This is a genomic window from Brucella sp. GW823-FHT04E01 (assembly GCF_058796175.1).
The window spans coordinates 278,817-305,329 of sequence record NZ_JBXAIK010000003.1 but is presented as its reverse complement, the minus strand read 5'-3'; the positions used below and the strand labels follow the sequence as shown (position 1 = coordinate 305,329).

Below are 26,513 nucleotides of genomic sequence, written 5' to 3'. Positions count from 1 at the left end.
CGAGTTTTCGATATCGGATACGCGAAGGCGGCGTCGATCTGAGCCTGGCTCAAGCGCCCGCCAAAAGGCGCGCGCCTCGCATACGCGAAGAACGTTGTTTTGTTCATGGGGATGTCCTGAAATTTAACGATAAGAGGCTCTTGAAACCGCCGACGCGATCACTAAATCGAAGCCGTCATTCCAACACACTTCGTTCGATCAAATGGAGGTTTCGATGAGCGACCGTTTGTTTGACAGTCCAATTTTTGTGAAGGACGGCGAATACTTAATCCAAGAGATTGCAAGCATCGAAGATGCTATTGATTTTCTTTATGAATGGCCCGACGAACAACGCGACGTCATATTTGAGGTTACGTGGAAAACCTGCTGCGATGCACAGAATGGGCTTAAGCCGGTTCACGTAGCGCGTAACGCATTCGAAGGCTTCGCGAGAAAGCGCAATCTGCTTGAACAGCCGGAAGCGGCAATGCCATGGATGATGAGCAAAGCCTCGAGCGGCGGTAGAATTCCGATGTGAGGTGGTGTCATGCACTGGTATTTTCTAATTGAAGGCACAATTCTCGTTGCGCTGCTCTGGGTCATATCAATGCTTTTCTGGGACACCAGACGAAAACAATGAACATAGACCCCCACTCATTCCGGGGTTTTTCTTGAGGATTTTGTCGTCGATGGGTTGTCCGACGAACGAGCAAGGGCCATTACCGCCTGACCTCTCCCCAAGACAAAGGTAGTTCACCAAATGCTAGTAAGATGGTCCGGCTTCGGAATGGTATCGGTTTTTGTGCTGATTGCAGGAATGCTTGGAGCAACTTTCCTACTGCGGCCATATTTCATGCAGAGCATGGCACTTCATCCCGCCGCTTACGTCGCCAACGGTATCGGTCTAATCCTCGGTGCCGCTGCCAACCTTTTTGTGGCCGCAGCTTTCAACAAGATCTCTTCCGAAACGTATCACAGCTTCATGGGAATCAGCATGATTGGATGGTCGGTTATTGGTGCCGTCGGAGGTGTAGCCCTCGCTGTGTATGGATGGACGCTATAGTCGCTGCGTCTATGATATACTTCATCAGCGTGCCCATCGTGTTCGCCGCACGTGGAGGCGCGTAGCCCCGGCGTGTTGGGAGACGTGCCGGGGCTTCATTTTATCTACAGCAGTACTACATCGATAGGAGTGCCGACCAACCTTCTGACGTGACTGGATGTTCGGTGCAGCCCCGGTGATCGCGACACGGCGCCGGGGGTTTTCTTTCATCCCGAAACAGACTGTTTACAATATGCGAGATAAACGTCGACTGGGCACCTATCATTGCTTTCAGCTTGATTTCCCAAAGTGCTCGGCCCCAGTTCAGTGAAACCTTACTGGGGCCTTATCCTTCGCCAAGAAAAGCCGCCTCAGTGGGCGGCGAGTGTGTCGAGTAACCGATATCATTTATTATACTGCGAGAAGCTCCGCCGCTCTATCCTCTCCAAACAATTCGGTCGCCATCTGAACGAGAAGAGGCCACAGTTCATGATCGGATCGGAAGGTGTTTGCTGTCAGGAAAATCTGTCGGGTGCGGAACGGCTGTGTTGCCATTACAGCATTTACTTGCTCCGCCTCGGCTTCAGTCAGGCGCTCCCAGAGGCTTACCGATGGAATGACGACAACTGACGGGCTTTCCACCGGCTCCGGTGGCGGCGGGGTTGTAAGCGTGCCGTCTGGAGATTGCCACAACGCAATACGCTGTGCATCTGCCCATTGTTCGTCGGTAACGGGAACCGCATCTAAAGGAATATCAGGGTTCCGGATTCCGTCTTCGGTCGGCGGATAGGGCAACTCGTCATAATAGAAGAGCGGGAAACCCTCCGGGCCGAACTTGATGAACTTGTATTTCATAGTGCCCTCACATCAAAAAGCCGGTCGCAGAACACCGAAAGGCACCCATGTACGGGTTGCCCTGTACGGCATCCAACACCAGCTTGAATTCTACGTAAGATCCTGTGTTGAGCCATATAGCGGCTCCCACGTTTCCTCCGGCATAGAACCGCTGCGCACTCTGCGGCCCGATGGGGGCAACGACCTCACTGTAGACAGATGATGGATTTGTACCGTTACTGACGAATATCTGCGGGATGAACTGCCCGGCAAAGCCATCGCCAATCGTAATATTCAACATGAAGAAATAGGTGCCTGGCTGGGTGATGGTAAACCTGCCGCCTGACCACCCGTTGTTGACATTCAAAGGCGCTGCCGTGAAGGTCAGATTAGTCGTGCCGTTATAGACAAGCTGATTGGCAGCGAGATGCGCTTTGAATGCCGGTCGATTATAGCCGATGATACGGCGCTGCTCGGCCGCATCTGGTGAAGCCAGAAAACTGCGCGACCATGTCGTGAGCGTAGCGACAGAAAATTCGTCCGGTCCAATTGCGTATAGAAACTGGCCGTCCGCGACTGGTGGAGCCTTTAAGAGCGCCACGCCGGATGACGTTAACTGAGACTGTTCCATTGCTCCTTCGGCGTTTGTCCGAAGAACCATGTTTGCAGCCAGCTGCAGCGCCGCAAGCTTCCCAATACTGCCGTTGGGGTCTTGGATGCCAAGCTCTGATTTATCGATGAGATCATAAAGGCCCGCAACGTTGCCGATCAGCAGCTTACCATCTTCAACACCGATGTCCGCAATCCCGCGCAGAATTCCGTTGGCGAGAAGATTGATCAGAGCCGTGCTTTTCGCCGAAAAACGGGCATTGTCTGGCTGATAGCGCATCCGATAGTTGAACGTACCGCTTGCACCCGGCCACGGCTCGGTGAACTGCCCTGTCGTGTTGGACAAGATCAGCGGATCATCGTCCGACGTACCGGCGATCACTCCGGTGAAGCCCTGTAGAAGGACGGTATCACCCTCTCGAAATGCAGCACTTCGCCAGAGCGTGTCCGTGCCCGTGAAATCAACCGATCCATTGGTTACGGTGATCGTGCCATCGGTATAGTCCGACAGAACAGCCATGAAATACCTCCCCGCGCCGTCAACGCGGTTTCCTATGATTGGATTTTGATGAAAGTCAGCGCTTCCAGAAGAGCGCTTGTACGGTCCCGACAGTATTGTTCACTGTTGTGGTTCCGCTGCTGGCCAGTACGGTTACCTGAAGCCCGTAGACGTTGTTTCCGGCAACCGAACTGAAATCGACATTGCTGCCGCCAAGGGTCAGTGTGTTGCTACCGCCCGAAGCCGTGCCGGTGTTCGAGATTATCTCTGCACCGGTGGTTATATTCAGGAGCGCCAGTTTCAGCGTCATTGAACCCGTAGACGAATAGGTTAGGGAAACATTGCAGCCGGGGATAGTCTTGTTGCCGACCGGATTGTTAATGGTCAGGGCCGCAACAGCTCCGGTTGATCCGTTCAGAAGCTGGTTGAATGAAGCGCGTGAACCGCCTGTGACTGCCCCGAAATCCAGATTGCTTGTTCCGACGACCAGATTATTGATAACGGCATTCTGTATCTGTGCCCACTGGATCGAAACATTTACGATCTTCGCCCAATCCATGACGAAGCCTTCGCCGTACATCACGTTGTTCTGGATGACGAAAGGCTTGAAGAACTCGGTACCGTTCGAAAACACGATCTGTTCAGCGATGAAGGCGATGCGCGCCTGAGTGCTGGTCACGTCAAGGAACATGCCAGCACTCTTGAAGCTGTCGGCAGTCCCGCCACGCACTTCCATGCCGATACGCGCATTCCAGCCCGATGGAGCATTGTAAGTGCCCATCCGGAAAGTGGCATTGGCTGACACTTCACCGATATTGGAGGAAAGCTGCGTGATGAGATTGGCTTGCGCCGCTACATCATCCTCGACACCATCAACCCGCACTTGCAGCAACTGAATGATGCTCGCGCCGTTCACGTCGAACAGCTGAGCATTGATCGTCGTGAGTTGCTGCCCGATGGCGCTGTTTGGCCCGGTGGCGACGAAAATGGCTTCCTCCCACTGTGCTTGAGCACTGCCGAACGTGCTTTCCAGTCTGCGGACCAGCATCTGCCGGTCCTCATAGGCATTGGCATGGTTGTCAGCAATTTGTGTCACCAGCTCCTGACTGAGACGGATCAGTTCGCGCACCTGTGGCCCTATCCAGCCGAGATAACCTTTCAGATCATCGGCCAGAGCTTCATAATCGATCGGGTTTTGATCACCTTGTGCATTCAGCGTCCGAAATGGCTTTGCCGCGGCCCACGCCACAGCACGCCCATTATCGACACGCAGGCGCGTCCGAACGAACCAGTCCGTAAGAGAGGTCAGGCCTTCGACCAGAAGAACGTTCACCACGTCCCACGTCACGAAGCGCTTGAATACCTGGTTTGGATCGTTGGCCGGCCAGTACTCGATATCGACACCGACAACAGAAATGTCATCGATCGTATCCCACAGCAGTCGGGCACCCGGTAGTTCTCCAGCTCCATCAGCCTTGACGATGGTTGGAATGACATCGAAGTTCTGCACCTCGGCCAGATACTGCGGCGGCGGGACAACGATGATGTTGGGCGGATTTGTTTCGTATGCGGTCGGGTCGAAGACCCCGTTGCTGATCTGCTGCAAAGACAGCGAGATATCGCGAGCGCCATCGGTATTGATCCCACCAAGCTGGCGGGTCAGCACCTGAAACGTGCGATCGCCATACTTGGCGCTATTCCAGCGAACCCACCGGCCTTCCTTGATCGTGTCGAGGAACTTCGGATGAACGACGATTTCCGCCGACGCCTGATAGCGAGCGCCACGAATTGCGATGTCTGCCAGCCTGTCCACCTGCCGTACATCGGTGACGGCGGCGTAAGGAATGGCGCTGGCCAGCGTTTCCCGATCTTCGGCCAGAGCGCCTGCATCGATGCGGGTTGCCGCGTCCTTCGTCTCGTAGAAATCTTCCGGTGAGACATAAGAAGCCGCAACAGTGTTGATAAGCTCAGTCCGCTTGCGTTTCGCGCTGAAGCGAAGCGGTGCACCACGCTTGATATCGTCGTCCGTGATCGTGGCAACGATTGCCTGTGGCGCGCCTGCAATCGGGAATTCACCATCAACGCGCTCAACCCATGAGCCGCACATCGCTTCTAGGATCGGCATCAGGTTGGCATCGTGGTTCGCTCCGGGACCATCCTTGGCAATCGCATGTGCACGATAACGCTTCGAACCGTCCGGCATGGATTCATCGCAGATGTTCGCAGCCTGGGTATATTCTGCCAATGGGAGGCGGCTTGCACGAACGGCCTTGCCGACCATGCGCTGGGTTCCGTTGAAGAAACCGCGCTCCAGATTGTAGATCTGGACTGGCGGATTATCGGAATATTCCCACGTGCTCTGGTCATTCCAGCGATGCGCGCCCAAACCGCCCATGGTGCTGTCCTTGCGCCAGTCGTACAGCGGAGCGCCAACGACTTCGAACAGCAACTTGGCTGGCGAGGTCAGGCCATCGCCGTTCTTGCGCAGTTCCGAAAACACGATGGCATAGGCAATGCCAGCGCCACGATGGTTCGCAGTCCAGCGACCGGCAGGGCGGGCATTATTGATCAGCGTCGGCTCTGCTAGCTGATCCATCGTGCCGTAATAGAACTTCACCCGGACGTTGTCGTGATCGTCGCCACTCGTCCCTTCGTTCGGCACAAGCCAGTATCCGTCAGCATCTTGCTGCACTAGCGAACGCCACTCACCGTTGTAGCGTACACGCGGCACAGCGGTGATACGGAAGCTGGACAGGACGAACACGTCCTGAATGAGACGCCCGCCGCTGCCGTAGCTGTTGCGATAGATATGATGACCTTCGGTCGCACACGTGCCAAGAATGACTGAACGCGGGATGTTTGCCCCGTACTGAGTTTCCAGTTCGGAAGCGCGGCTCTGCGTCTTTGGCGGAAATATTGCATTGAGAGCAAACTTAGCTGCAATGCCGAAGGCTGTCTGCGCAATACCGGCAAGGATCGGGCTTGCTGCCGCCCATGCGGCAACGCTGGACACAACGCCTCCAATGAAAGCGCCAATAGGTGCTAGGAATGGCATATGGAAGCCTCATGCACGCGCAACAAAAAAGGCCCGCTGCTGGCGGACCTTCAAAGGCGCAAATTGTAGTTGTGGTTAGCTGCCGACCCTGTAGGCCTGCTCGATATCGGTCACCGGAAAGAACGTGAGCCCGTGCGGCTGTTTCACAGCAAAGCCTGATCCACAGATGAACCCGGCCACGTATTCGTCATTGATCCGCATCACACCGACATCACCCCGGCGCGCAGAGAGGCGATTGACCGGCTCAAGCTGGAGATAGGTTTCAAACACATCCTTGACGTTCTCGCAGCCATTGGCGCGCATCTTGCGAGCCGCGCCTGCTTCCGTCTTGTACTTGCCGCGAAACTGCGAAAGCGGGTCTTCTCCGGTAACGACCTTGATCGCATCAGCTGCTGTCATCAGGCAGTCTGAAACACCCCATTTCGGGATGATCGAGACATGAGCGGTCGCGAGGTCTTCTAGCGCCCGATCCCAGCCAGTGACCCTAACCGAACTTGATTTTGAAGAATTCATTCTTGGTCCTCGCTGCGTGCTCGAAAAGCATGTCGCCCGCCGAAACAAGCTGCTGATCCTCATGCGAGGCATAACGATAACCTTCGCGGAAATTGTCGACTGCACCGGTCTCGATATTGCCTTCCAGCCAAACATTGTCGCTTTCCTCCCGGTGGTCGATAGTATCCACATAACCGTACCAGGTCGGCTCGGCGTGAAGGAAAGCGTTTGTATCTGGGTCAAAATAGAAGTCGTAAAACGTGACAGGACGGTTCTTGTAATCTTCCTGCTCGATCTGGCCCAGTTTGTCTGGGGTCAGGCCGAAGTCCGCTGCTGCAGGAAGGCGCATTGTCACCGGCTGCGCTGCGGTGCCGAGCGCATACATTGGCTCGTCGATATCGATCAGCGTATTGCCGTGATAGGTCAGACCGCCGTAACCCTGACTGCCTTTGCCTGAGAAGAAGCCGTAAATGCCGGTGCCGAACTCGAACTTCACGGCAGAGGCGATCTTGCCCCTGCCCTCGTTGAGCAATTGCTGTAGACGTGCTGGGAAAGCCATGTGATAAACTCATCGTAATACGAGCGATCGACGATTTTTGGAGGCAAGACGATGCAGCGGAATGTTCGATTGCTTTTCGTACCTGCTGCATCAATTGTCTTGGCCGGTTATGGACCACCCAAAGAATACGCTCAGCAGGAAATAGAGGAGCTCCGAACGGAAATAATCCAGTGTGTATCCAAGTTGAGTAAGGTCAAAGGGATACCACTAGACGGCAAAGCATCGATCAAACTCGTTGTCTCGGAAGGTGGAATATTTCAAGAGATTGAAGTCAGACACAACGGAGACGACGGCAACGTTACATTCGGGAAAGACGCTTCAGATCTGATTCTGGAATGCGAACCCTTGAAATCGAAATATATCGGCCCCGTGAATTTCACTATTGAGTTTCGGTAACATTCATTTCGGCACCTCAATGATTTGAAACTTTGCCGTTGGCATTACGCCATCTTCAACTTCGGTCGATCCCGGAACAATCCGGGTATTCAGAACCGGGTCTTTGAAGCGAACCGTTGCCCCGTTGGCGATGTATGACGGCACCGGCGGCTCAACGGGCAGCGTGATTGTCGCCCCTGCTGTCGCATTGGCAGTCACTCGATGGAGGCTGTGATAGGCTCCAGTCGTGAGCGAAATCAAATCGCCTTTCGTCATCGTCAATCCCACAGTCACGCCGCCAATCAGTAGGGTTTTCCCATTGGTGACCGACGTCAGCGAACCATTGTCAGCCGGAACGGGGCTATTCGGATTGCTCCAGTAGGCTCGCGGCAACGATTGCTTGCCGAGAACCGTGTAAACAATCGTCTCCATGCCGTTCTGCGCTTGTGCAAGCCAGCCCTCGAACTCGGCCAAGCTTTCATCATACATTGGCTGGGTTTCGATATTGACCGTCCACCACTCATCACCGTTCTGAATCATTGATATGGCGCGTTCACCATACCGAGACATGGAAATTGGCTTGTTCAGTCGTGGACGGCCAGCTTGATACTCGATGAAGGCAGGGAGGCTGATACTCATTTCGCATAACCTCTCTGGTTCACCTGACGCAGATCACGAGCGGCACGAACGGCGCCGCCCTTGTCGTATTTCTGAATACCGGCCTTGAAGGTCTTCACAGAACCTTCCTCAACTTCGCCCTTGATATAGTTCTGGAAGTTTCCATCGTTCACGAAACGGGTTTCCGTGATGATACGAACAGTCTGCTGACCGCCGCTAACAGCAGCCTCTCGAACACTCGGCAAGGTGGAGCGAGACGGCATAGAGACGACATTCCCGTCGACCGGACCGCCATAGGCAAAGCCGCGCAACTTATTATCGTTCATCGCCTGCAACCACGGCCCGAATGCCTTGGTTGCTTGGGCATTCATGACGAATTCGCCGTTAGAAAGCCAAGCCGGAATACTATCAGAGGTCGCGGAGCCGGGACCGGATACGTAGCCGCCGCTTGCAAGCCGCAGGCCTGACCACGGGTCTGCCGATTTTCCGCCGAACAACCCGCCTAAGAGGCTGCCAAAGCCGCTTCCACCAAAGAGCGAATCTATCCCGCTATCGATCAGAGCATCCGCAATCTTGGTGATTGCATTTACCGCAGCGTCCGCAAGTGAACCCCACCAACCTCGCCCATTGGCAAGTCCATTCGCCATATCGGAGAAGAAACCCTTCGTCGTATCCTTAGCGAAGTTAATCGCATCTTGGGTTTTCTGGATTGCAGATTCCAGACCCGCCATGGTCCCCGCAAGCATCTTGATATAGTCGGCCTGCTTCGGTGTGAGCTCTATACCGTGCTGTTGAGCCTGATTAAGCAGATCCTGTTCATACCGAAGAGCGTTTGCCGCTTCTTCGGTCATGCCAAGGGCCTGCTGTTCGACCAGAAGTGACGCTATTCGCCGATCAGCACCGTCAATGATGTCCTGATAATATTCGGCGTCGGTCTTGCCGTGGCGCCCCTTCTTACCCTTCTTCGTCTTTTCATCGACATCGGTAAGACCCTTGGCAAGCTCCCTCAGCTTGTCCGCTGCGGTAGATGCCCCACTTTCTATAGCGGAGTACATATTACCGACGTAATCAGTCTTTTGCGCGTCCTGAATGGATTTTAGGACGCTGTTGTCAAATGCTTGGGCCTGACCTGCATAGGGGTTTTCGATTTGGCTAATCTTGTAGTTACGTAATGGGCCAAGATCCGGAAACTGTGGCGCACCAGAACGATCCAATCCCAGGGCATCAAAGCCGTTCCGTAGGGAACCATTGATGCTTATAATCATGCCGTTCACAAGACTTACAGTCTCGCGCACCATGTACTGGATGCCACCAAGAAAATTATTAGCGACCTGAACGGACAGATCAGCAAAAGCCCCTGGAAGGGCAGACCATCCGTTCACAATCGCATTATAGCTGCCGACAAAAGCAGCCACGATAGAATTTACCCCGCTCTTCGCTGCTCCGACGATATCAAAGCCAATGATCTTGGTCAGTTCATCGCGGAATATGTTTGCGGCTATAACGGCTGCTGCAAACCCAGCAACCAGAGCGGTGGCAGGATTAGCGAGCGCGAACGATGCACCCATGCTGATCGCAGCTACAGAGACACGGCCCATCCAAGCGATCAGATTTACCATGCCCGCGATGACGCTCGGCGCATAGATCAACGCGAGTGCCGCAGCTGCAGTAGTAGCATATGGCGCTATAGCCTTCAGGTTATCCGCTAGGAAAATCAGGGCTTGCGAAGCGCGCTTTGGCCAATCCACCATCTGCAGGCCAGCCGCGGACAACGACACAAGGCCGATGGTCAAGAGGCTAACTGGCGAGATGACGGACATGAATGCCGCGCCGAGCCCGCGTAACGGGTTCTCCATCGTGCTGATAACCGCTGCCAGCTGAGTGCCCTGTTGCAAGCCGATCTGGAATGCACCCATACCCATTTGAGCGGAAACCGCGATATCCTGAAACTGTGCTGCGATATTGGCCGTATTGAACTTGCTGGCAGCTCTGATGTTGTCATTGGCCGCTACACTGGCCAAACGTAGCGATTGCTGCGCTTGCCGCGCGGCACCTGCAACCCGTTCTAATCCGGCTTCGGCACCATTCATTCCGGCTGAAAGCCGCGAAGCCGCTGACGCTGCACCAGAACTGGTCGAGGAAAAGCCATTTACTGCCGCTTCCGCCCGCTTAGCAGCACCGGACATCTTATCGAGCGAACGAGTGCCTTTCTCGACCTGATCGCTGCGGACTTCCAAGCCGAGAGTAGCGATATCAGCCATGTTGCGTTCCTTTCAGGCGAAAGCTATCGTCCTCGCCACCTAGAAGGAGACGGGGCATGAAGTACATATTCATCGGGGCAATGATTGCGGGGCTCTGGGCCAGCACGGCAGCGGCTGAAACCGCAGACTGTGGCAACCTTAATTCTCAACTGCTCACGATTAAAGATTGGTCAGCGAAACCTGGGGATTTCGGGAGCGTGTCCGTCAGTATGACGCTACAAAGCAACAGCGACAAACAAATCCGCATGCTCAAAGCCGTCGCACTTTTCGTTGATCCATTTGGCGAGAAAATCGCAAACCTTGCTCTCGATCCCGATACCGTAATCAAACCCAAAGCCGTCCTAGTCGAAAAGGGAGCCTGGAGCGCGGCCCGTCTGGCAAAAGTCCGCCCTCAAGATGTCACCGCTAAGATCTGCGTTTCCGCCGTCCTGTACGAAGATGGGTCGAAGGAAGAGTTTAAATGATTAGGTCAAGTGTTTTAGCATTTGCATTGACCTTAGCCGCCCCCGCTATTTCTCAGCCAATTGAGGTGGCACCGGAAAAGAGGGAACAGCTACAAAAGTCATTCACACGCCTCATCTTTGCAGATCAATGTAATAAGCGGCTAGACATGCCGGAAATCGTTGAGGACGCTAGACGAGCATTAATCAATTTTCTGACCCTCGCTGAAGTGGAGAACCCCGAAGAGACTGCAAACAACGCTGTGAAGAAACTTGCAGATCAACCGCAGGAAAAAGAGCAAGCCAATTTCTCGCTATTCAACCCGACCATGTGCGGGAAGTTGGCCTCGTCCTTGAAACAAGAGTTAGGAAATTAGGAGCGGCCCTGGGGAGGCGCTCCGTTATGCTGACAACATCCGCCACCACACTACCCACCCTCGAACCACGCGCTATAATTCCCCGAAAGAGGGAAACCACATGAAAGCACTTATGACCGCCTGCTTTGCACTGCTCGTTCTTTCTAGTTGCGCGAGTAATCAATCATCGAATCAAACAAACAAAGAAGTCCGGTGCCAACAACTGCTCAGCCGGACTAACTATGCGGGCATACTTGAAGCTGAGCGGGCTCAGGCACAAGCCGAAGCGACACAGTTGGGCTGTTATTAGTAACGCACCGCCAGCTCGACACTTGCCCACGACTCGGCTTTGATTGGCTGAGAAAGCAAAGGGGCACGCAAATTGATCACACGCGGGGCGTTACTGTCTATATTCGTATTGGTGGCTTCCCTATGTGCGGGAAGATGGCTTCATCGTTGAAATAGGAGTTAGGGAACTAAGGGGGGCAAGCTCCCCCTTATCTTTTCTGCCGATCCATTGAGTTTATGTCGTCATGATTCCCTGCAAGATGAAGGAGATAGACCCTATCCCCTTCACGCGTCATCGCGATTCTTATTCGAATATCCGCACGAATTGTGAAATACTTCGACCCAGTGCGCTTTTTGAAATCCAGGTCTTTGTGACTCGGATCGGAGCGAAACAATTTAAGTGCCGCTGCCACCAGCTTTTGCTGATCTACTGATAGACGCTGGACTGACTTTTTGAACCGATTGGTATAGTCAATTTCCATCATTCTGCGGCGACGATCCGATCAAACCAGCTATCGAAATCGTCCCCGGCTTTCAATACATGCCCCGTAGGCTTGTTCTCTGGGTCATATTCGTCCGCTACTTGCCACAGTTTTTGACGAATCTGAGTTAGATATTCCATCTGAAGGTGGAAAGCCTCATCAGTTTTTTTCCTGATGAGGCGGGCGATCTTTTTATGCCGCGGAGAAACCTTTTCGAGCAGGCTAAGCTTTGGGTTCTCTTGGATATCCATAAAACTCCGTCGCGCGCTAACCTCAACTTCATCCATTTTTTCATAAAGAGTCGGCAAGGCTTCATCAAATATGAACGCAATGGAGGCACCGGTACCTGTCTGACGATCAAGTTCCTCTGCCTTGTCAAGAATGTCGCGTAACTGCTCAATCGATATGAGAAGATTTGATCGCCAGATTGTAATCTGTCGTTTGAAAATCTTCAAAGCTTGAGCAAAGTCGGCCATTGGATCGTCAGCTTCACTGTTCGCACGAGCAACAAAAGTCGGAGCCGCCGGCAAGTTTGCCGAAAGCCCTTCAAACTCCTGTTGCAGTGCCATCAATCCCATAGCAATCTCCTTCTCGCTATATATGGATCAACGAAACACATTTGTCACCTCCTACCCCTTCTTCCGTTTAAACCCGCGCAACAGCGACGCAACGCCATGGCCATCGCTGGCTGGCGTTTCGTTCTTCAATTGATCGCTGGATTTCGTTTTCTGCCCTGCCCGCGTGACAGCGAGGATGGCGTTATCCAATAAGCAGATCATTTCGATCTCCCACGCCAGCATAGCGATGCCATAAAGTCGGCAATACGCGTCAATATCGACGTAGGAGATAGGGTTGGCAGCCATGCCGACAGATCGCCTCGAATTGAGGTCGAGAAACCATTCCCAGACGTGCCGTAGCTCTCCTGGGAAGTCAGGCAGCACAGATGGCCGACGTATGGCGAATACGGCCTCACCGAACGATATCAGGTCGTTGGCAAGGCCTTGATGAAAGCCAATTGGTTATCCGCTGCAGAATCGATCTGCTCAGCAATGAACCAGAGATCGGGATTCGACAGAACAGTACGAACGTTCTCCTTCGTGCATTCGATCGGCTTTCCGCCACGTTCGAACCCTTCCCAAGAGAGCACAGCAGCCACCATCACGTCGATTGCGCGCTCTTCGACTTCCTCAACGGTCTGGGTTTTCTTTGGGTTGCGCTTCTGGTCGCGGATATTGGCATTGGCCAGGCGCCGCTGAACATCACGAACGCGCTGCGACTGATACGACGCAACACGAACTTTCATGCCCAGCTTTTTGCCGGTGGTCGGGTGAACGATATCCACCTCGAATCCTTCGTCAAATGCCTTCGCCGCGCCGTCAAATACTGACAGATCCATCTGTGAGTTTCCTGTTGATACGTCTGTGGAGAAACGGTTGATAAGCTGTTGGTATTACGGCGTTCCGGCTGTGGCTTCTTCTTCAAACACAGCGGTCGTAATGCCGAGATTGAAAGCCGTGGTGACCACATCGTCAGCTTCGCCGTAGCTTTCCTTGGCCGACTGTACGAGCGCGTGAAAATAGAACTCGGTCGGGGTTCCGGTTTCATCTGGCGCATCGTTCGCGATGATACGGATAGCGTAAGCCAGATTGGTTTTTTCAGCCGCCCTCAGCGCGATCTGGCCGGCGTCGAGAGGATCACGACCACACACCAGGGCGAGAACGCCAGCATCCCGAGCACCCTTAAGATGGCGCACCCGGGCATCCGACAATGACGTGAAGGTCACGTCATTGGCTTCGTCGCCGAATTCGCCGAGGTTCTGGACCTCGCCAACCGGAACAAACGCCAGAGCCTTATATGCTGTGATGATAGCGGCCTCATTGGCACCGGTTACGGGAGTTGCAGGCCCGATAGCAATCGTAGAGCCCGAAGCAGTTGTAATCATGGGTCTTCTCCATATGAAAAAAGCCCCGGATCGGGGCTGTTAACGGCTCAGGCCGGATGAAAGTTATGCGAAACAGTCGTATGAGATCGTCACCGGCACTTGCCAGTGCGTCTCGTCGCTGAACCCTCGCGCGATGTCGGGCGCCTTGGTGATGCGAACGGACAATCCGTCTTTCGGCAGCATAAGGTCCGTCGGGAAATGTTCGGCCACCTTCCCTGCATTCTCTGTCGAACTTGTTGTGCCACCGTTCAGCGGCAGGAATACGTCAATCTGAAGAATGCCGCGTCTTTGGTGCGGCTCAGTCGACCCGACGAACCGGCGGCGCGATGTGTTCGGGACATGTGTCACGCGCAAATATCCCGTCGCAGGCCGCTGGAACGCGATATTGGGCCAAGCGACCGGAAGCGCAGGATTAAGCACCAACGAAGCCACACGCTCGAACAGAGCGTTTTCTATACTCTTCTCGATAGTCATATCAGAGCTTGAGCCTTTGCTTCACTTCTTTGGCTTTGGCGGCAACGATTTCCTCCCACCACTGAGCGATGAGCGTTACCCACGGGCGGGGAGCCGAACCTTTGGCACCGTAGTGCACATAGGCCGCATAGTTCGCCGTGTAGCCGAGATAGATCGTATCGCCGAGATCAGCGCTGTTGATCACCAGAATGACTGGCTGCAGATCAGGAGGAACCGACCCGCCGGGATTGTCACGATACAGCCTCGGCATGGCTTCACGCGATGCCATCAGAGACGCACGAAGATAGCCGGTTCGCCGGTATTTCTCAGACGATGGCTGGTCATAGACCATGTCAGACAGAAGCTTATCCATCTGGCTGACTAGCTCCTGCGCGCTCTCTTTGAACACGACTTCTAGCGCGCCATCGACCTTAACGGCCCACTGTCCGACGGTTGCAGCAAAAGACTTGGCCATTATTCCACCAACTGAGCGACGAAATCGATCTTGTATTCGGCGATGCACTTGCATCCGATCTTGTGCCGAGCCGGAATGCCTGGCGCATGCGGATACATAATCAACGTCCCGTCAGGCGCGACAAAAGGCTGGTCATATCTGACCTTCTGGCCTCTCATCGCCACGTGCTGCGCTCTCGGGTGCTCCTGCGGTGTATGCCGCCAAGTCTTGGTGACGATGTCTGCCGAAAGGTTCCCGTTATCGATCTGCTGACGAAAAGCGATGTCTTTGGCCGCTGCCATCGCATCGAATGTTTCATTCAGCGCTATCGTATCGGCGCGAAGTTTCAACAGACCCGCACTGTATCGATTGGCGATCCTGTCCACGACATCCGCCGGCAACGGGGTTTGCTCTTTGAGCGCCTTCATCACCGTTCGGTCAAATCGCTTATCCCGCCGGCCGCGCTCCAGGTAGTTCCGCAACAGCGCAGGATCGCCGGACAGCAGTTCATCGCGAGCGCTCTGGACGAACCGGGCCAGTGCTGCCGTCAGACCGATAATCCCACCTTCTCGCTTTCCAGTAGCCCGATTCACCGGCCCAACGATGGATTTTGCGGCCTTCGTCGGGTTGTCGCCTCGAGCAAGGCTCTCCGTCAGAGCGGTGCGGATGCTTTCGACCTGATCAGCGACGATTCCCGAAACAAGGCTTGCTGAATGATCGCGTAGCCAGTTTTCAGCAACGACATTTCGCGCATCCCATCGAATAACGACGGTGTGGCCCTCTGGGTCTTTGAGAGCTGGCATGTTGGATACAGTGTCGACGCCGCCCGCGTTGAACGCTTGACGTAGAGCCTCTTCGAGCGGATTGAATGCCGCCTCTTCAATGAACATTGCATCAATCGCGCCGGATATATCGCCCTTCTCCAGCCGTTCAACGACCCTCCGAAGGACAACGTTGGACCGGATATCATCCACGGCTGCCATAAATGCGGCGCGCAGAATTGGCTCGTATGTCGCGATAAATGCTTCAACCCGCTCGCGGGGCGTGAGACGCTTGAGCATTTTACACTCCGTGATAAACAAATGTGTGGGGAATCATTTGGGGTGATAGCGTGACAGAATCCGGGCTCGAACCTATTACTACGGCAATAGATCCACTCAGCTGGGCTGATTGGTTTGTGTCCGCCCCTGTTATGGGCTGGGTTACCTGGATCGGCTTTATTCTAACTTTCGTTGGGCTAATCTTTGCGATTTATCAAGCAACTGCTGCCAAGCGCGCTTCTGTAGCTGCCAAAACAGCCGCGGACGCCCTTAAATTGCGCATTGATGCATCTAACGCCGCCTTTGCTAGCGGTCAGCTAATTGCGGTCTCCAGCGCTATCCAAAATAACCAATTCTCGGTCGCACAAGCGTTGTTTGACCCAATCAAGAGAAGCTTACATATACAGTCTCTGCACGCCGAATTTCTCGAGTCTGACGCTCAAGATCTGAAACGAAGACTTGGAATTGTTGACTATCAATTGATCCTCGCGATTGAACCCAATCAGAAGTTCAATCGCGTTTCACTTACTAAGGCAATTTCTGGCGTGATGGAGATCAGTGCCAGATGGGAAGCCGTGGCCCAAACAAAAGCGAGTGCACAGCTATGAAATTATCCGAGCTAATAATCAAAATAACCGAGGCCACTGAAACAGGGAAGTTCGAATGGACAGAACAAGCGCACGAAGTTTACGTTTGTAAGCTAGGAAATGTGGTAGCCGTGACGCGCCAGTACGTTGATGATGATACCGGCGAGCTGGGTTACACTTTTGCTATTCATAAGAATACCTACTATGCCCCCGACTCCACGAACTTCCTAGATTCAGAGTATGGCGATAGGTACTCAGGACGGTTTACTGAACTTGAACGAGCATACAAAGCCGCAAGACGCAGCGCTCTCAAGCTGAACGAGACATATGACGAAATTTCTAATCTCATCGATAGTAGAATGAGATAATTATCACGACCTAGTTTGAAACTCGAAAAGCACGATGATGCCCGCCGGATTGAGTGGCTTTGCCTCGACGATCGTGCTGACAACACCGCCGATAATAACCTTATCGGTTGTCGTCGGTTGGATTGTCAGGCCCTTGGTGGCGACATAAACCTTCTTGTCGGTCGACTTGATCAGTGTCCCGTCTACGTCTTTCTGGTCGTAATCCAGCGCGACAAGAGTGCATGGATAGTCGGTATCGCTTGTGCCGGGGTTCCACGGAACGCCTGATGTCTCAGTACGCCGGATAGCGCCAGTCTGGCCGAACTTGTCGATCAATCGGTTCGCAGTGGCTACCGAGCGGGCATAATTGAACTTGGCCATTATGGCGCTCTCCAATGGATCAAATCCCCGACCAAATGCGTTGAAAAACATCGGGAACCGAAGGAGGACAACATGAACGTCGCAAACTTGCAGCTCGAGGGTCTGTGCCTCGCTTTCGCCGCGATCAATCATGCACTGGTCGAGAAGGGCATTCTCTCTCAGGTTGAGATTGACGAAGCCCTCAGACGGGCCGAAGCAACCGCTCGTGGAGATGATCGCTTTGTTGAGGACTTAAATCCGTCCAATCGCGATGCAATCTGCTTTCCAATCAGGGTTCTTCAAATCGCCAATACTACCGGCGCAGAACGTCCGTGGAACTTCACCGAACTTGCCCGTTTGGTTGGCGAAACGAAGCAGCCATATAACGATATGCTTTAGGCTCTTGCTGCCGATCCGAACACACCGGGGCCCTTGCCGCGGGTGAACCCGGCAAGGATGCCGTCGACGATGCTCAAAACGGGTAGAACATCGGAGGCTCCACCGTTCGTATCCTGATAAGTGGTCGAGATTGGCCCCACTACCTCCTGTTTGATCGCTTCGGCTGGCACGTAGTCAGGCGAGAGGCTTCCCGGTGCGCTCAATTCCCGCCAAGCGGCTTCGCACAGCGCGTTCTTGATCCGTTGCGGTATCGTCGTGCTCGGCAACAGCGCGCCGCGCCACACGGCGTTCTTTCGAGGCCATTCCAGTGCTTGCTCTACCGTAGCGGGTTCACCGATGAACCGTTGACCATAGGTTCCGTCTAGCCATGTCGTGCCACGACGCAAGGATTGCTCAAGTTCGGCATCGGTTTTACCTTCAAGGTCATAGCCGACTTTTCCGCAGTAGGCCTTGAACTCGTCCAGATCGACGTAGCTGTCAGCGTCAGGATCGCCAGGAGTGGTGATGAGTGGCATCAGTTCAAACCTCGCGTTTCCTGAAATGCTGAGAGTAAGCCCTGGAATATCGCCTGTATCGAATATGCCTCGAATTCTGGCGACGGGTCTTGCTCACCAATGTCATTGCGGATTGTCTGCCAGACGTGAGTAGCCTCATGGACAAGAAGGCCGGTGATTTCAGTAATCGACCGTTCATTCTCGCTCCCGTCGCGGATCGTGACGAGGACAACCACCTTCCCGTCATTGGTGAAAGTGGTGCATCGCCCGTCTGTATCTGGATAGGGTTCCTTGCAGTCCAATCGTTTCATCTCGCGCTTCCATGCCTGCTTTGAAGGGCAGAAGCCGAAATAGACTGGTTGCCAACCGCGATCACACCAAATCACGCGGTCTTTGTTGCTCATTCTGCGCTCGCCGCCGCATTCAGTTCGTTGAACTTGTCGATCAGCGTTTCAAGCTTGGCTGAAGGATGCGGAGCCTTGCCGGTTGCGGTTTCAATCGCCGCCCGAAGCTGCTCTTCACTGAACTGGTTGCCGCTGTCGGTTCCGATGCCATCAACGGTAACCTGTGATTGCTGAGCTGGCGCCTTCTCCCGCTTCTTGTGCGGATTGATGATCTTGGTGTCTTCCGGAGCAAACCGGGCATCGACAATCTTCATTCCGTTTTCACGGAGAGACTGCTTCATCTTGGCCGATACCGGGTGAACGACATAGGCGATCTTCTGTTCTTTGGTCATGTGGAACCCTCGAATGAGAAAGGGCGAGCCTGAGCCCGCCCGTGTTGCCTTACTGCGCAGCACCAACCGCGAGAGTGCCCGCCGTGTGCTTGATCGAGGTAACGACCTTGTCCCAGTTGCTGCCCGTGGCGAGTTCGGCATCGGTCGGAGACTTGCCGCCGTTGGTCTCATCCCAGGTGTAGCCCTTGAGGCCCAGACCGAAGGTGTAATCGATCTGCAGGGTCGTTTCGATCCGCTGCTTGCCGTTCGTGGTCTGGATATTCGAGATGATATCCCGGCTATCCGTAATCGTGGCTGCGCCAGCAACGAGTGAAAGGACACGACGCATTGCCGGATCCTCGCCAGCCGCTGCAGTGAAGAGCGCCGGAGCATCGGTGATAACCGAGATCTTGCCCAGAATGTCGATCACGCGGACAGTTCCAGCCTGGAACAGCTGCTGAGCGTTGGCGATGTTCTGGCCGATGAACCCGTGATAGGTCGCACCGTCCATAACCTGCGCAACGAGCAGACCGGAATGATCGCCGAACAGCGCATGGCTGTTGTTGATTGCCGCATAGGTCACCGGACCAGTTGCGGACACATCAACGGTCGTATCCGCACCCTGATTGCTGATTGCGGCAACAAGAGCTGCAATAGCCGTGTTGAGCTGGTCCTGAAGCAGTGCCTCAGCAAAGTTGCGCGAAGCCACTTCGATGCCTTCAGCGGTCGGCTTTTCAAGCCAGGTCATCTGGGAAGGCTCATAGCGAACCGGGCCGAAGCCGCCGGCAACCTTGACCGAGGTATGCTTCTGTTGGGTCAGATCGGTCGCAGCCTGATCGGCATTGGCCGCATAGCGGTCAACACGACGACGGGCCGAATGGATCGCCGCGTAAAACGATTCCTGGAGGAAATCGCCTTCGAAGCCTTCCGTGGTCAGACGGATTGTACCGCCGGAAGCGGCATTGAACTTGTTGACCATCTGGGCCAGCGTTTCGATGGTGGCAGGCATGAAGTACTTGTTAAATACCTGCATCTGGGAAAGAGACATGAGGTTTCTCCTGTGCTTGTCTCGGGATTTAATGGGTTGGTAGGCTTCCCGCCTGATGCATGCCGCTTCTCATCCCGAGACAGCAGCAGAGAGATTTGAGGGGATTAGCGCCTCAGTTCGGGGAACTTCGAAGCGATAGCGGCTGCGCGCTCTTCCTTCGATCCGCCGAAATTACCGCGTTGCGGAGCATTACCGCCGCCACCTGCGCCCGGTTGTTTACCGCTGCCCGACTGGCCGGAACCTTCAAAGGCGCGTCCGAACGCATCCGATTCCTTCATTTCGGCAACCAGACCAGAGATATCCATCGGCGTACCCTTGGAATCCGCGATCTTTGCGTTGCCGTCCTTGTCAATCACCTCGACCGTAAACTTGCCGTCGACTTCCTTGACGCGGGTATGAGCCCGTACGTGAGGAAGAAGCAGTTCCACCGATCCCTTGGCTTCGGCCAGCGCAGACGTTGCGGCCGCATCGATAAGCAGGCCCTCAACGGTCTTGGTCAGATGCCCGATACGCTCATCACGGCTGGTAAGCTCACCAGTGTGCTTTTCCAGAAGCTGTGCCTTGGCGGCCTCGAACTTCGTATTGGCGATCTTGTCGGCTTCCTTGGCAGGGTCGATGCTGGTCAGTTCTTCAAGCTTTGCCAGAGCCTCACGAGCCTTGTCTGGGTCAAGGTCCTTGAACTTGATCACATCGCGCTCAAGACGTTCGCGTGTCGTGCGCTCCTTGCCGAGTGCAGTCTTGAGACCATTCACGTCTTCAAGTGCGAAGCCGTCGACACTCTCGACATCAAGAATGAACTTGCCATCCTTCTCGACATAGAGAGCCGAAATTGCGTCATCGATACCGTCAAGCGATGCCAGAATTGCTTTGAGAGCCATGTTTATCCATCCCGGATAGTTGTGCGCGTCCCGCGCATTGAAAAAGGCCCGGAAGGATGATCCCGCCGAGCCGTGTGAAGTCAGATTGTTCGTTCGACTATTCCGCCGGCTCTTTCACCGGTGGAGTGACGGCAGCGGTCAGATCATCCTCGGTGTCGTCAGCGGGGAGTTCATCCATGATCCGCTTTTCCTCTTCGTCCGCGTCGAACTCGGGCGAAAGGATGCTTCTGCGCTTCATTTCCTGCCAGAGCGTCTGTGTGCTAAGCTTGCCGCGCTCGTTCATGGTCAGAAGCGTGTCAGGCGCCTTGTCCTCGCCGAGTTCGATTGCGAAGTCAGTATTCACGTAAACGGTCGGCTCGAGCTTCACCTTCAGCCACATCGATGTGAAGACGTAAGCCCGTTCCAGACAGTCCTTGAGCATGAGAGCCCATGCCTGTACGGCACTGGCTGACTTCTGGGAAGCGAAGGCGGCTGCAACCTGCGTGATCCCGCTAGTGCCCGCTGTAAGCGGCTGACGACCAAGCTCGCGCATCTGTGTCTCGGTCTTGTCCACGTCTTCCGAGAGGAACTTTAGCGACGAGGCCGAGGGTTCGATGAACTGCCACTGCCCGCTCTTCGTGCCATCTGGCGTCGGAGGAGCATAGAGAACAACCGATGGCCCAATCGGCGCCATGATCGGCTCGCCGTTCTCATCTACCGGCGGCGTCACACCATTGCCCGCAAGCATCGGAAAGGCGGTCAGTTCCTTGGCTGACTTGAGATTAGTTTCCTGCTGATAATGCTCGACCTGCAATTCAGCGACGTTTCGCATCGGCGGGCGAATGCGCCATGTTGAGCCTTCGCGTCTGCCGGTGAAGAATGGCACAAGCGCGATCACACCAATCGATATCGGTCCTTCCGCGATTAGTGACCAACCTGCGTCCGTCTTTGTGCCTTTTTCCCAGATTTCATACCGGGCAGGCCCATATTGACCACCTTCGAGTTCATCCCGGATCAGGATGCGAACACGATCGATGCACTGTTCCTTGCCGACGCTGTCTCGCTGGGTGATAGGCTCGTATATCTTGGCGTAGGTGAACTGTTCCTTGCCGTTGATTACCTTGCTTTCGACCCAGAGCATGTCGGTAGCGGGGATATTCAACCAACACGGCCGGGCACCCATCCGCTTCTCATCGGCAAGCGTGGCACCCTGCGGAACAGTCGGATAATCGACCAGTATCCAGTCAATGGCGTTGTGAATGCCGTTGAAGAACACCGTATCGGCAAACACATGCAGATGATTGCCGCCACCGTCGATATCCTCGGTCACAACCTTGATCGCTTCCGGCACGGTATCGTTGGCGAGCGTCACTTCCTTCGAAAACGGCTTGGACGCCAAGTTCTCCACGATATCCGAATAGATGTCAGTGAACTTCGAGTTCGCCAGACGATAATCGTAGTTCGGGTCACTCTCATTGGGAAACTGCGGAAGATAGGATTTACCAGCTTTCCGCATGGCGTCGACGCCACCGCGGATCGCCGCAACCTTCGTCCAGTAGCCGAGCATCGCCTTATAATCGGCTGATGTAGCGAGAAAATCTGTATCAGCCATTTATCCGTCCATAGGTTCCGAAGACAGCTTTCGGCATCTCAGCACCAAGCATCAGTTCAGTGATTGCCCATACAAGGGCGTCGGCACGGTCAGGCGATCCATCACCCACGTAACCGGAGGCAGTGAAGTTGCACATCTGGTCTTCAAGATCGGGGAAAATGCCCACGTGATGCACTTTGCCTTGCTCGTACAAGGCGCTGATCGGCTCGGCTCGAACGGCTTTGCCACGACTGGCAACAACTTCCTTGAAGGCAGCCTTCTTATCGGCGGTCGCCACCGTGAAGCGCACCATGTCGCCGCCGTAGTTCCGCTCACCGACAATCCGGTCAGCCTCGAAACGGTGATAGAGGTCGACTGCCCGCCTGCCCCATCCTTCCGGCGACAATTGGCAAGTGCCGTCCTCGAGAATGTATGAGTGACCATCTACCCCACGACCTGCGACAACAATGCCGATGTCGTCGCCACCGTCATCACCCCGCGTACCCGAGGGGTCGACAGCAACCACAATTCGAACAAGTTCCGGGGCCTGCTTCACGCGCAGGCTGTCTATACCCGGCATGATTTTGCCATCGGCAGCCATGCGGTCATCCAGCGCCCACAAGGCGCCGTTGACTTCACTTGCCCATTCACCCGCTTCAAAACGAAGCCGCTTTGCTGCCGACATCGAGGCCAGCACGTCGAAATACTCCGCCGGCAGGTTATCGGCATTATCGGACGGGTTTACCTTCATCTCGACGTAGTCGTCGGGATTGGGAAGCGCCTCTTTCGTGCCAGGCTTCATCTTCGACCGGAATAGCTGAAAGCTCCAATGCAGTTTTGACGGCGGGTTACAGTCGAAATAGGCCTTAAGCGCCAGATACTGCCGTCCGGTGGCTTTCGCTATTTGAGCGGCGAGCTCACACTTCTGGGCCAGGCGGGACATTGCGGTTTCCACCGATGCCCACGGAATCTGACTGCTTTCATTGAAATAGAGGGTTGCGTATTCCTGCCCGAGAATCTTCTCAACGCGCTCCTTGTCGTCCAACCCCGCAATCCAGACCTGAGAACCGTTCGGTAACTCGACATAGAAGTCAGTCTTGTCAAACCGCACGCGCAGCGATGGAAAGCACAGTTTCAAAACCTTTGGCAGCGTATCGGACCAAACCGAGGTCTTGGCATGGTTGAACCGGAAACGGAAAATGACATGCCGAGAGCTTGGCGCATTGATTGCCCGCTGAATGATGGCTCGGACAAGTACGAAGGTCTTTCCCGACCGGGAGCCGCCGCGCAGCATGATGTTGCGCGCAGGACCAGCCAAAAGGCGGTTAGCCTGTCGTTGTTTCTCCGTAAGTTGAATTGAAGCCATGTCTCACAGTTCAGCATCCTCTTGCGACACGGTCAGCGAAATCTCGCCTGAATGCTCGTGCTTCTCGATGAACATCCCAAGGTGCTTGCCGATGTCGACAAGCGCCGCCTTCTTATCGTGCAGCTTCAGCTTAATCCCGCCGGTTGAATTCTGGCTGATCTCCGCAATAGCCGCCGCCGTGTCGTCGTCAATCTCGTCGCTCGAAACGAGCTGCACGTTGTTCGTGATCACGTTCTTGATGACCAGCACGTCGCCGCCACCGGGATTGTCTTCCTCGGTTACGAGCGATCCTTGCCATTTGATGGCTTTACGGATGTCCGAGAACCCGATCTTGGCGAGTTCTGCGAGCACTCGCTCTTTGGTGATCGCAAGCTTGTCGATGGCCTTTTCAGTGGCCTTGCGCTCTACCGTTTGCTCCCATTCGAGAAGCTCACTCACGCGTTTTGAAATGCTTTGTTTCCGCTTTAACGTCGCTGCATTCCCGCGGTTCGGTTTAAAGCCTGCCATCCGATACGCTTCATCAGCCGTTTTGCCCTTGGCGAGCTCTTGCGCAAACGCTTCATGACGGGCATTTTTCAGAACTGGCATGGGCTAACCTTGGGAGGACGAAATGGCTCTACGTATCGCAAGACCGCACTTTCGCATCGGAGAATTTGACGGCGGCCAGTGTTTCATCGTTGTGGAACCGCACTCAGGCGACGATCTGAATATGTTTCGGGGGCACGTCAATCTACGGCTAGCTAACGGTATTTCGCTTGAAAAGGCCCGTGAAATATCCAACTACCTCAACGAAAACATCGAAGGGATAGCCGAGCAGGACGGTTAAGCCACGCATATATCTCAACCCTATACCGGGGAAACAGACAGAAACTTCTGAGAAGCCGGGCCGAAACCCCATCTTGTTTCAGCATGAGACTCAGGGTTCTATCTCGTCGTTAGTTTACCGGAGGGGATCATGTGGTGGATCATTGGGGCGGTTATCGGCATTATTGGCAGTGCCAGGCAAAATATTCGACATTCGACTACGGGCCGTTTCGAATTTAACGCGACCGGGATTGTTGCCTTAATCATCAGTGCCGCTCTGTCAGCATTATTCTTCGGCGGCATTGCGTGGTTATTTGGCTACTAGCCCTTCGCCTCCAACACGGCCAATCCAGTAAAGCTCGCTGATAATGCGGCGGCCTTCATCGCCCAGCCATTTGTGCATATCGTCCAAGTCTCGGTTAAGAGCGTCAATGTCGATCACAAGACGGCTCGGCGCGGACATGTCGACATCAATGAGAATGCTCTCGCCCGGGGTCTCACCCATGAGGTAACCCACCTTACCCTTCAAAACGCCGCCGGTAGCCAGTGGCTTCTCCGCCCTTGGCAGCGCCATTGCAGGAACGGCAGCAGCTACAGGAGCGAGGCTAAGGAATTTGAGGAATGTGCGTCTACGCATGGTCAAATCATTGAATTTCGGATTATGCTATAGGAAGGCGTCGAATAAGGAGACATCTTGGGACATTGGGGACGAATTATCACAGCAGCTATCGCCACCGCTACACTTGCAATAGCCAGCTAGTACACGTTTCCATTAGGCGTCCTTTTACCGATCGCCCTTCTTTTGATGATCTATCGGGAATGGGTTACTCGGAACCCAAAGATTTAATGCCGATCTTGCCCACTTACGCCGCATTATGAGGATGACTTTTGGGATTGCATAAATTTGGCTCGTTGTTTTAAATCTGCCTCTTAATGTTTGTAAAATTAGTTTGGTACGAATTTACATGAAGAAAGCTCTAATCGCTCTACTGCTGTTATTATCCAACCAAACGGCAATTGCTGATGGCCGAGAACCTAGGTTTTTCCCCGGCGTTTCAAAGGAAGAGTACATGGCAAATCTTGCGGATTCCTTTGCAGCCCTTGTTTATTGCCCCTCGCTCGATTTGAATAATGATTATATTGATAGCCTCGGTGAAAACCTTGAATATATAAAGCCTATGCAAGACCCAACCTTTGATAAGCGCATGACAAGCGCCATGAACAACGGCGCGATGGATGTAGAAATTTTCTGCAAAACCGCAATCGATCGATTTCATAAAGATACTAAACCGAGACCGACCGTCGCTCCTTTTTTGAAGGATATGGACGACTAGCGCATATCGTTCTCCGATTATTGAAATGAAAAAGCCCGCTCTATGGCGGGGTCGGGACTTCAACCAGAAATTAAGCTGTTCAATTCAAACTCGCCCGCATGGAGCAGGAAGATTTTCAAGCTAATTGGCGCGGGGCCAGACGATACCAGTTTGACCAGGAGTTTCGGATCAAGACCGAACTTCTAAAAGATCGTGATCGCACCTGGCTGGATCGCTTGCCCGTGCTTGGTTTTATATTGCTGGTTGCTGTTGCCAGTGCGGCAGCATTTGTTGCTATGTTGATGCTTTCAGCGCCGCCGTTCTGATTTGGCGCGAGCCGACTTCCACGGATCTCCGGGTATATCGCTCCCGGTGCTTGGCGTTGAGGCATTACACCTCGTTCATGAACCAATGCCTGTGCATCCGAGTTAAGAAGGCGCCAACAATTGGATAGCCCGATGCGTCACCAATCACTGAGTCAATGCCGCAATGGGGACAAAGGGCCGTGTCATCGTCATCAACCCATTCTGTGATTGCACCCGGTTCGAATATTTCCAGACAGTAGAAGCACCCGCACTTCCCGCTGGCCTCGATCTCAGGTCGGTGATGGATGGAACGCTTATGAGCTTCGATAATATCCACTATTGCAACAACCTTGCCGTCAATTTCCCTTATAAAGCGCCCCTAAAGCCGCGTATTGGTGCCCATCCGCTATGCAGAGGGTTTCATTCCCTTAGCCTAAATGCCTGCCAAGAATAATTGTGATACCTGCAACCAACACGATTACCGCCATGTATACGAACTTGAACAAGGTTGGCATTGGCAGTTTAAGGCAAAGATACGCCACAGGCGCA

Annotated in this window: 35 protein-coding genes; 11 read left to right on the top strand and 24 right to left on the bottom strand. The window is 54.1% G+C overall.

Going from position 1 to position 26,513, the window contains the following annotated elements; all coding sequences use genetic code 11:
• The first annotated feature begins 214 nt into the window (after positions 1-214).
• Together AC1RHM_RS11865 and AC1RHM_RS11860 are read left to right on the top strand one after the other, a co-directional pair.
• Complete coding sequence (locus AC1RHM_RS11865; RefSeq protein WP_194531585.1) at positions 215-517, top strand: DUF982 domain-containing protein; 303 nt, start codon at positions 215-217, stop codon at positions 515-517.
• A 249-nt stretch (positions 518-766) separates the two neighbouring features.
• Entirely contained in the window at positions 767-1,042 is a 276-nt protein-coding gene (locus tag AC1RHM_RS11860; RefSeq protein WP_010661708.1) for a hypothetical protein, read from the top strand.
• Positions 1,043-1,432: 390 nt separating this feature from the next.
• Here AC1RHM_RS11860 and AC1RHM_RS11855 read toward each other — a convergent pair whose 3' ends face one another.
• The 5 genes from AC1RHM_RS11855 to AC1RHM_RS11835 form a co-directional block, all read right to left on the bottom strand.
• Complete coding sequence (locus AC1RHM_RS11855; protein ID WP_492332555.1) at positions 1,433-1,876, bottom strand: hypothetical protein; 444 nt, start codon at positions 1,874-1,876, stop codon at positions 1,433-1,435.
• A gap of 7 nt (positions 1,877-1,883) precedes the next feature.
• A complete protein-coding gene (locus AC1RHM_RS11850; protein WP_376912225.1) occupies positions 1,884-2,984 on the bottom strand; it encodes a hypothetical protein in 1,101 nt (366 codons plus the stop codon).
• Positions 2,985-3,039: 55 nt separating this feature from the next.
• Positions 3,040-5,976, bottom strand: coding sequence for a phage tail protein (locus AC1RHM_RS11845; RefSeq protein WP_492332554.1), 2,937 nt, complete (start codon positions 5,974-5,976; stop codon positions 3,040-3,042).
• 117 nt (positions 5,977-6,093) lie between these two features.
• A complete protein-coding gene (locus AC1RHM_RS11840) occupies positions 6,094-6,531 on the bottom strand; it encodes a DUF6950 family protein (RefSeq protein WP_492332553.1) in 438 nt (145 codons plus the stop codon).
• On the bottom strand, positions 6,503-7,069 hold the full coding sequence (locus AC1RHM_RS11835) for a hypothetical protein (protein WP_492332552.1): 567 nt from the start codon (positions 7,067-7,069) through the stop codon (positions 6,503-6,505). The genes AC1RHM_RS11840 and AC1RHM_RS11835 overlap by 29 nt, the downstream gene beginning before the upstream one ends.
• A 51-nt stretch (positions 7,070-7,120) precedes the next feature.
• Here AC1RHM_RS11835 and AC1RHM_RS11830 point away from each other — a divergent pair, with 51 nt between their 5' ends.
• Positions 7,121-7,465, top strand: coding sequence for a hypothetical protein (locus AC1RHM_RS11830; RefSeq protein ID WP_151576538.1), 345 nt, complete (start codon positions 7,121-7,123; stop codon positions 7,463-7,465).
• Positions 7,466-7,468: 3 nt separating this feature from the next.
• Here the strand turns inward: AC1RHM_RS11830 and AC1RHM_RS11825 are convergent, their stop codons facing one another.
• Positions 7,469-8,083, bottom strand: coding sequence for a hypothetical protein (locus tag AC1RHM_RS11825; protein ID WP_492332551.1), 615 nt, complete (start codon positions 8,081-8,083; stop codon positions 7,469-7,471).
• The gene (locus AC1RHM_RS11820; RefSeq protein WP_492332550.1) at positions 8,080-10,323 is read right to left on the bottom strand and encodes a phage tail length tape measure family protein; all 2,244 of its coding nucleotides are present in this window, start codon (positions 10,321-10,323) and stop codon (positions 8,080-8,082) included. Before AC1RHM_RS11820 ends, AC1RHM_RS11825 begins: the two co-directional genes overlap by 4 nt.
• A 56-nt stretch (positions 10,324-10,379) precedes the next feature.
• On the opposite strand from AC1RHM_RS11820, the gene AC1RHM_RS11815 reads away from it, so the two are divergent.
• Together AC1RHM_RS11815 and AC1RHM_RS11810 are read left to right on the top strand one after the other, a co-directional pair.
• A complete protein-coding gene (locus AC1RHM_RS11815; RefSeq protein WP_492332549.1) occupies positions 10,380-10,787 on the top strand; it encodes a hypothetical protein in 408 nt (135 codons plus the stop codon).
• Complete coding sequence (locus tag AC1RHM_RS11810; RefSeq protein WP_492332548.1) at positions 10,784-11,140, top strand: hypothetical protein; 357 nt, start codon at positions 10,784-10,786, stop codon at positions 11,138-11,140. Before AC1RHM_RS11815 ends, AC1RHM_RS11810 begins: the two co-directional genes overlap by 4 nt.
• 748 nt (positions 11,141-11,888) lie before the next feature.
• Here AC1RHM_RS11810 and AC1RHM_RS11805 read toward each other — a convergent pair.
• The 7 genes from AC1RHM_RS11805 to AC1RHM_RS11775 form a co-directional block, all read right to left on the bottom strand.
• Entirely contained in the window at positions 11,889-12,467 is a 579-nt protein-coding gene (locus tag AC1RHM_RS11805) for a hypothetical protein (RefSeq protein WP_492332547.1), read from the bottom strand.
• A 51-nt stretch (positions 12,468-12,518) separates the two neighbouring features.
• Positions 12,519-12,830: a phage tail assembly chaperone gene (locus AC1RHM_RS11800; RefSeq protein ID WP_492332546.1), complete on the bottom strand. Its 312-nt coding sequence runs from the start codon at positions 12,828-12,830 to the stop codon at positions 12,519-12,521.
• Between the two features lie 41 nt (positions 12,831-12,871).
• A complete protein-coding gene (locus tag AC1RHM_RS11795; protein ID WP_492332545.1) occupies positions 12,872-13,285 on the bottom strand; it encodes a hypothetical protein in 414 nt (137 codons plus the stop codon).
• A 54-nt stretch (positions 13,286-13,339) separates the two neighbouring features.
• A complete protein-coding gene (locus AC1RHM_RS11790; protein ID WP_492332544.1) occupies positions 13,340-13,831 on the bottom strand; it encodes a phage tail tube protein in 492 nt (163 codons plus the stop codon).
• 63 nt (positions 13,832-13,894) lie between these two features.
• Entirely contained in the window at positions 13,895-14,305 is a 411-nt protein-coding gene (locus tag AC1RHM_RS11785) for a DUF4128 domain-containing protein (RefSeq protein ID WP_258124116.1), read from the bottom strand.
• Between the two features lies 1 nt (position 14,306).
• The gene (locus AC1RHM_RS11780; protein WP_492332543.1) at positions 14,307-14,759 is read right to left on the bottom strand and encodes an HK97 gp10 family phage protein; all 453 of its coding nucleotides are present in this window, start codon (positions 14,757-14,759) and stop codon (positions 14,307-14,309) included.
• A complete protein-coding gene (locus AC1RHM_RS11775) occupies positions 14,759-15,799 on the bottom strand; it encodes a putative phage head morphogenesis protein (RefSeq protein ID WP_492332542.1) in 1,041 nt (346 codons plus the stop codon). Before AC1RHM_RS11775 ends, AC1RHM_RS11780 begins: the two co-directional genes overlap by 1 nt.
• A 50-nt stretch (positions 15,800-15,849) precedes the next feature.
• Between AC1RHM_RS11775 and AC1RHM_RS11770 the strand changes: the two genes are divergently transcribed.
• A complete protein-coding gene (locus AC1RHM_RS11770; RefSeq protein WP_204157898.1) occupies positions 15,850-16,386 on the top strand; it encodes a hypothetical protein in 537 nt (178 codons plus the stop codon).
• Positions 16,387-16,736: 350 nt separating this feature from the next.
• Here the strand turns inward: AC1RHM_RS11770 and AC1RHM_RS11765 are convergent, their stop codons facing one another.
• Positions 16,737-17,093: a hypothetical protein gene (locus tag AC1RHM_RS11765; protein WP_492332541.1), complete on the bottom strand. Its 357-nt coding sequence runs from the start codon at positions 17,091-17,093 to the stop codon at positions 16,737-16,739.
• 72 nt (positions 17,094-17,165) lie between these two features.
• Between AC1RHM_RS11765 and AC1RHM_RS11760 the strand changes: the two genes are divergently transcribed.
• A complete protein-coding gene (locus AC1RHM_RS11760) occupies positions 17,166-17,471 on the top strand; it encodes a hypothetical protein (protein ID WP_151576524.1) in 306 nt (101 codons plus the stop codon).
• Here AC1RHM_RS11760 and AC1RHM_RS11755 read toward each other — a convergent pair.
• The 8 genes from AC1RHM_RS11755 to AC1RHM_RS11720 all read right to left on the bottom strand — a co-directional run bounded on the left by AC1RHM_RS11755 (position 17,468) and on the right by AC1RHM_RS11720 (position 24,130).
• A complete protein-coding gene (locus AC1RHM_RS11755) occupies positions 17,468-17,986 on the bottom strand; it encodes a DnaT-like ssDNA-binding protein (protein WP_492332540.1) in 519 nt (172 codons plus the stop codon). The two genes, AC1RHM_RS11760 and AC1RHM_RS11755, sit on opposite strands and share 4 nt — an antisense overlap.
• Positions 17,986-18,369 carry a hypothetical protein gene (locus AC1RHM_RS11750; protein WP_492332539.1) on the bottom strand — a complete coding sequence of 128 codons (384 nt, stop codon included), beginning with the start codon at positions 18,367-18,369 and terminating at the stop codon, positions 17,986-17,988. The genes AC1RHM_RS11755 and AC1RHM_RS11750 overlap by 1 nt, the downstream gene beginning before the upstream one ends.
• Complete coding sequence (locus AC1RHM_RS11745; protein WP_492332538.1) at positions 18,366-18,701, bottom strand: hypothetical protein; 336 nt, start codon at positions 18,699-18,701, stop codon at positions 18,366-18,368. Before AC1RHM_RS11745 ends, AC1RHM_RS11750 begins: the two co-directional genes overlap by 4 nt.
• A gap of 49 nt (positions 18,702-18,750) precedes the next feature.
• Positions 18,751-19,728, bottom strand: coding sequence for a major capsid protein (locus AC1RHM_RS11740; RefSeq protein ID WP_151576520.1), 978 nt, complete (start codon positions 19,726-19,728; stop codon positions 18,751-18,753).
• Positions 19,729-19,832: 104 nt separating this feature from the next.
• Positions 19,833-20,606: a hypothetical protein gene (locus tag AC1RHM_RS11735; RefSeq protein ID WP_492332537.1), complete on the bottom strand. Its 774-nt coding sequence runs from the start codon at positions 20,604-20,606 to the stop codon at positions 19,833-19,835.
• 97 nt (positions 20,607-20,703) lie between these two features.
• Positions 20,704-22,197, bottom strand: a complete 1,494-nt coding sequence (locus tag AC1RHM_RS11730) for a DUF4055 domain-containing protein (RefSeq protein ID WP_492332536.1) — start codon at positions 22,195-22,197, stop codon at positions 20,704-20,706.
• Positions 22,190-23,542 (bottom strand): phage terminase large subunit, encoded by a 1,353-nt coding sequence (locus AC1RHM_RS11725; RefSeq protein ID WP_492332535.1) that lies wholly within the window; start codon positions 23,540-23,542, stop codon positions 22,190-22,192. The genes AC1RHM_RS11730 and AC1RHM_RS11725 overlap by 8 nt, the downstream gene beginning before the upstream one ends.
• Positions 23,543-23,545: 3 nt before the next feature.
• On the bottom strand, positions 23,546-24,130 hold the full coding sequence (locus AC1RHM_RS11720) for a terminase small subunit (RefSeq protein WP_492332534.1): 585 nt from the start codon (positions 24,128-24,130) through the stop codon (positions 23,546-23,548).
• A gap of 22 nt (positions 24,131-24,152) precedes the next feature.
• On the opposite strand from AC1RHM_RS11720, the gene AC1RHM_RS11715 reads away from it, so the two are divergent.
• Together AC1RHM_RS11715 and AC1RHM_RS11710 are read left to right on the top strand one after the other, a co-directional pair.
• Positions 24,153-24,368: a hypothetical protein gene (locus tag AC1RHM_RS11715; protein ID WP_492332533.1), complete on the top strand. Its 216-nt coding sequence runs from the start codon at positions 24,153-24,155 to the stop codon at positions 24,366-24,368.
• 129 nt (positions 24,369-24,497) lie between these two features.
• Positions 24,498-24,671 carry a hypothetical protein gene (locus tag AC1RHM_RS11710; RefSeq protein ID WP_492332532.1) on the top strand — a complete coding sequence of 58 codons (174 nt, stop codon included), beginning with the start codon at positions 24,498-24,500 and terminating at the stop codon, positions 24,669-24,671.
• On the opposite strand, the gene AC1RHM_RS11705 is transcribed toward AC1RHM_RS11710, so the two are convergent.
• Positions 24,657-24,983 carry a hypothetical protein gene (locus AC1RHM_RS11705; protein ID WP_492332531.1) on the bottom strand — a complete coding sequence of 109 codons (327 nt, stop codon included), beginning with the start codon at positions 24,981-24,983 and terminating at the stop codon, positions 24,657-24,659. The genes AC1RHM_RS11710 and AC1RHM_RS11705 overlap by 15 nt on opposite strands.
• A 328-nt stretch (positions 24,984-25,311) precedes the next feature.
• On the opposite strand from AC1RHM_RS11705, the gene AC1RHM_RS11700 reads away from it, so the two are divergent.
• Both AC1RHM_RS11700 and AC1RHM_RS11695 read left to right on the top strand, forming a co-directional pair.
• Positions 25,312-25,680, top strand: coding sequence for a hypothetical protein (locus AC1RHM_RS11700; RefSeq protein ID WP_376912252.1), 369 nt, complete (start codon positions 25,312-25,314; stop codon positions 25,678-25,680).
• A gap of 98 nt (positions 25,681-25,778) precedes the next feature.
• Complete coding sequence (locus AC1RHM_RS11695) at positions 25,779-25,985, top strand: hypothetical protein (RefSeq protein ID WP_376912253.1); 207 nt, start codon at positions 25,779-25,781, stop codon at positions 25,983-25,985.
• Positions 25,986-26,513 lie beyond the last annotated feature (528 nt).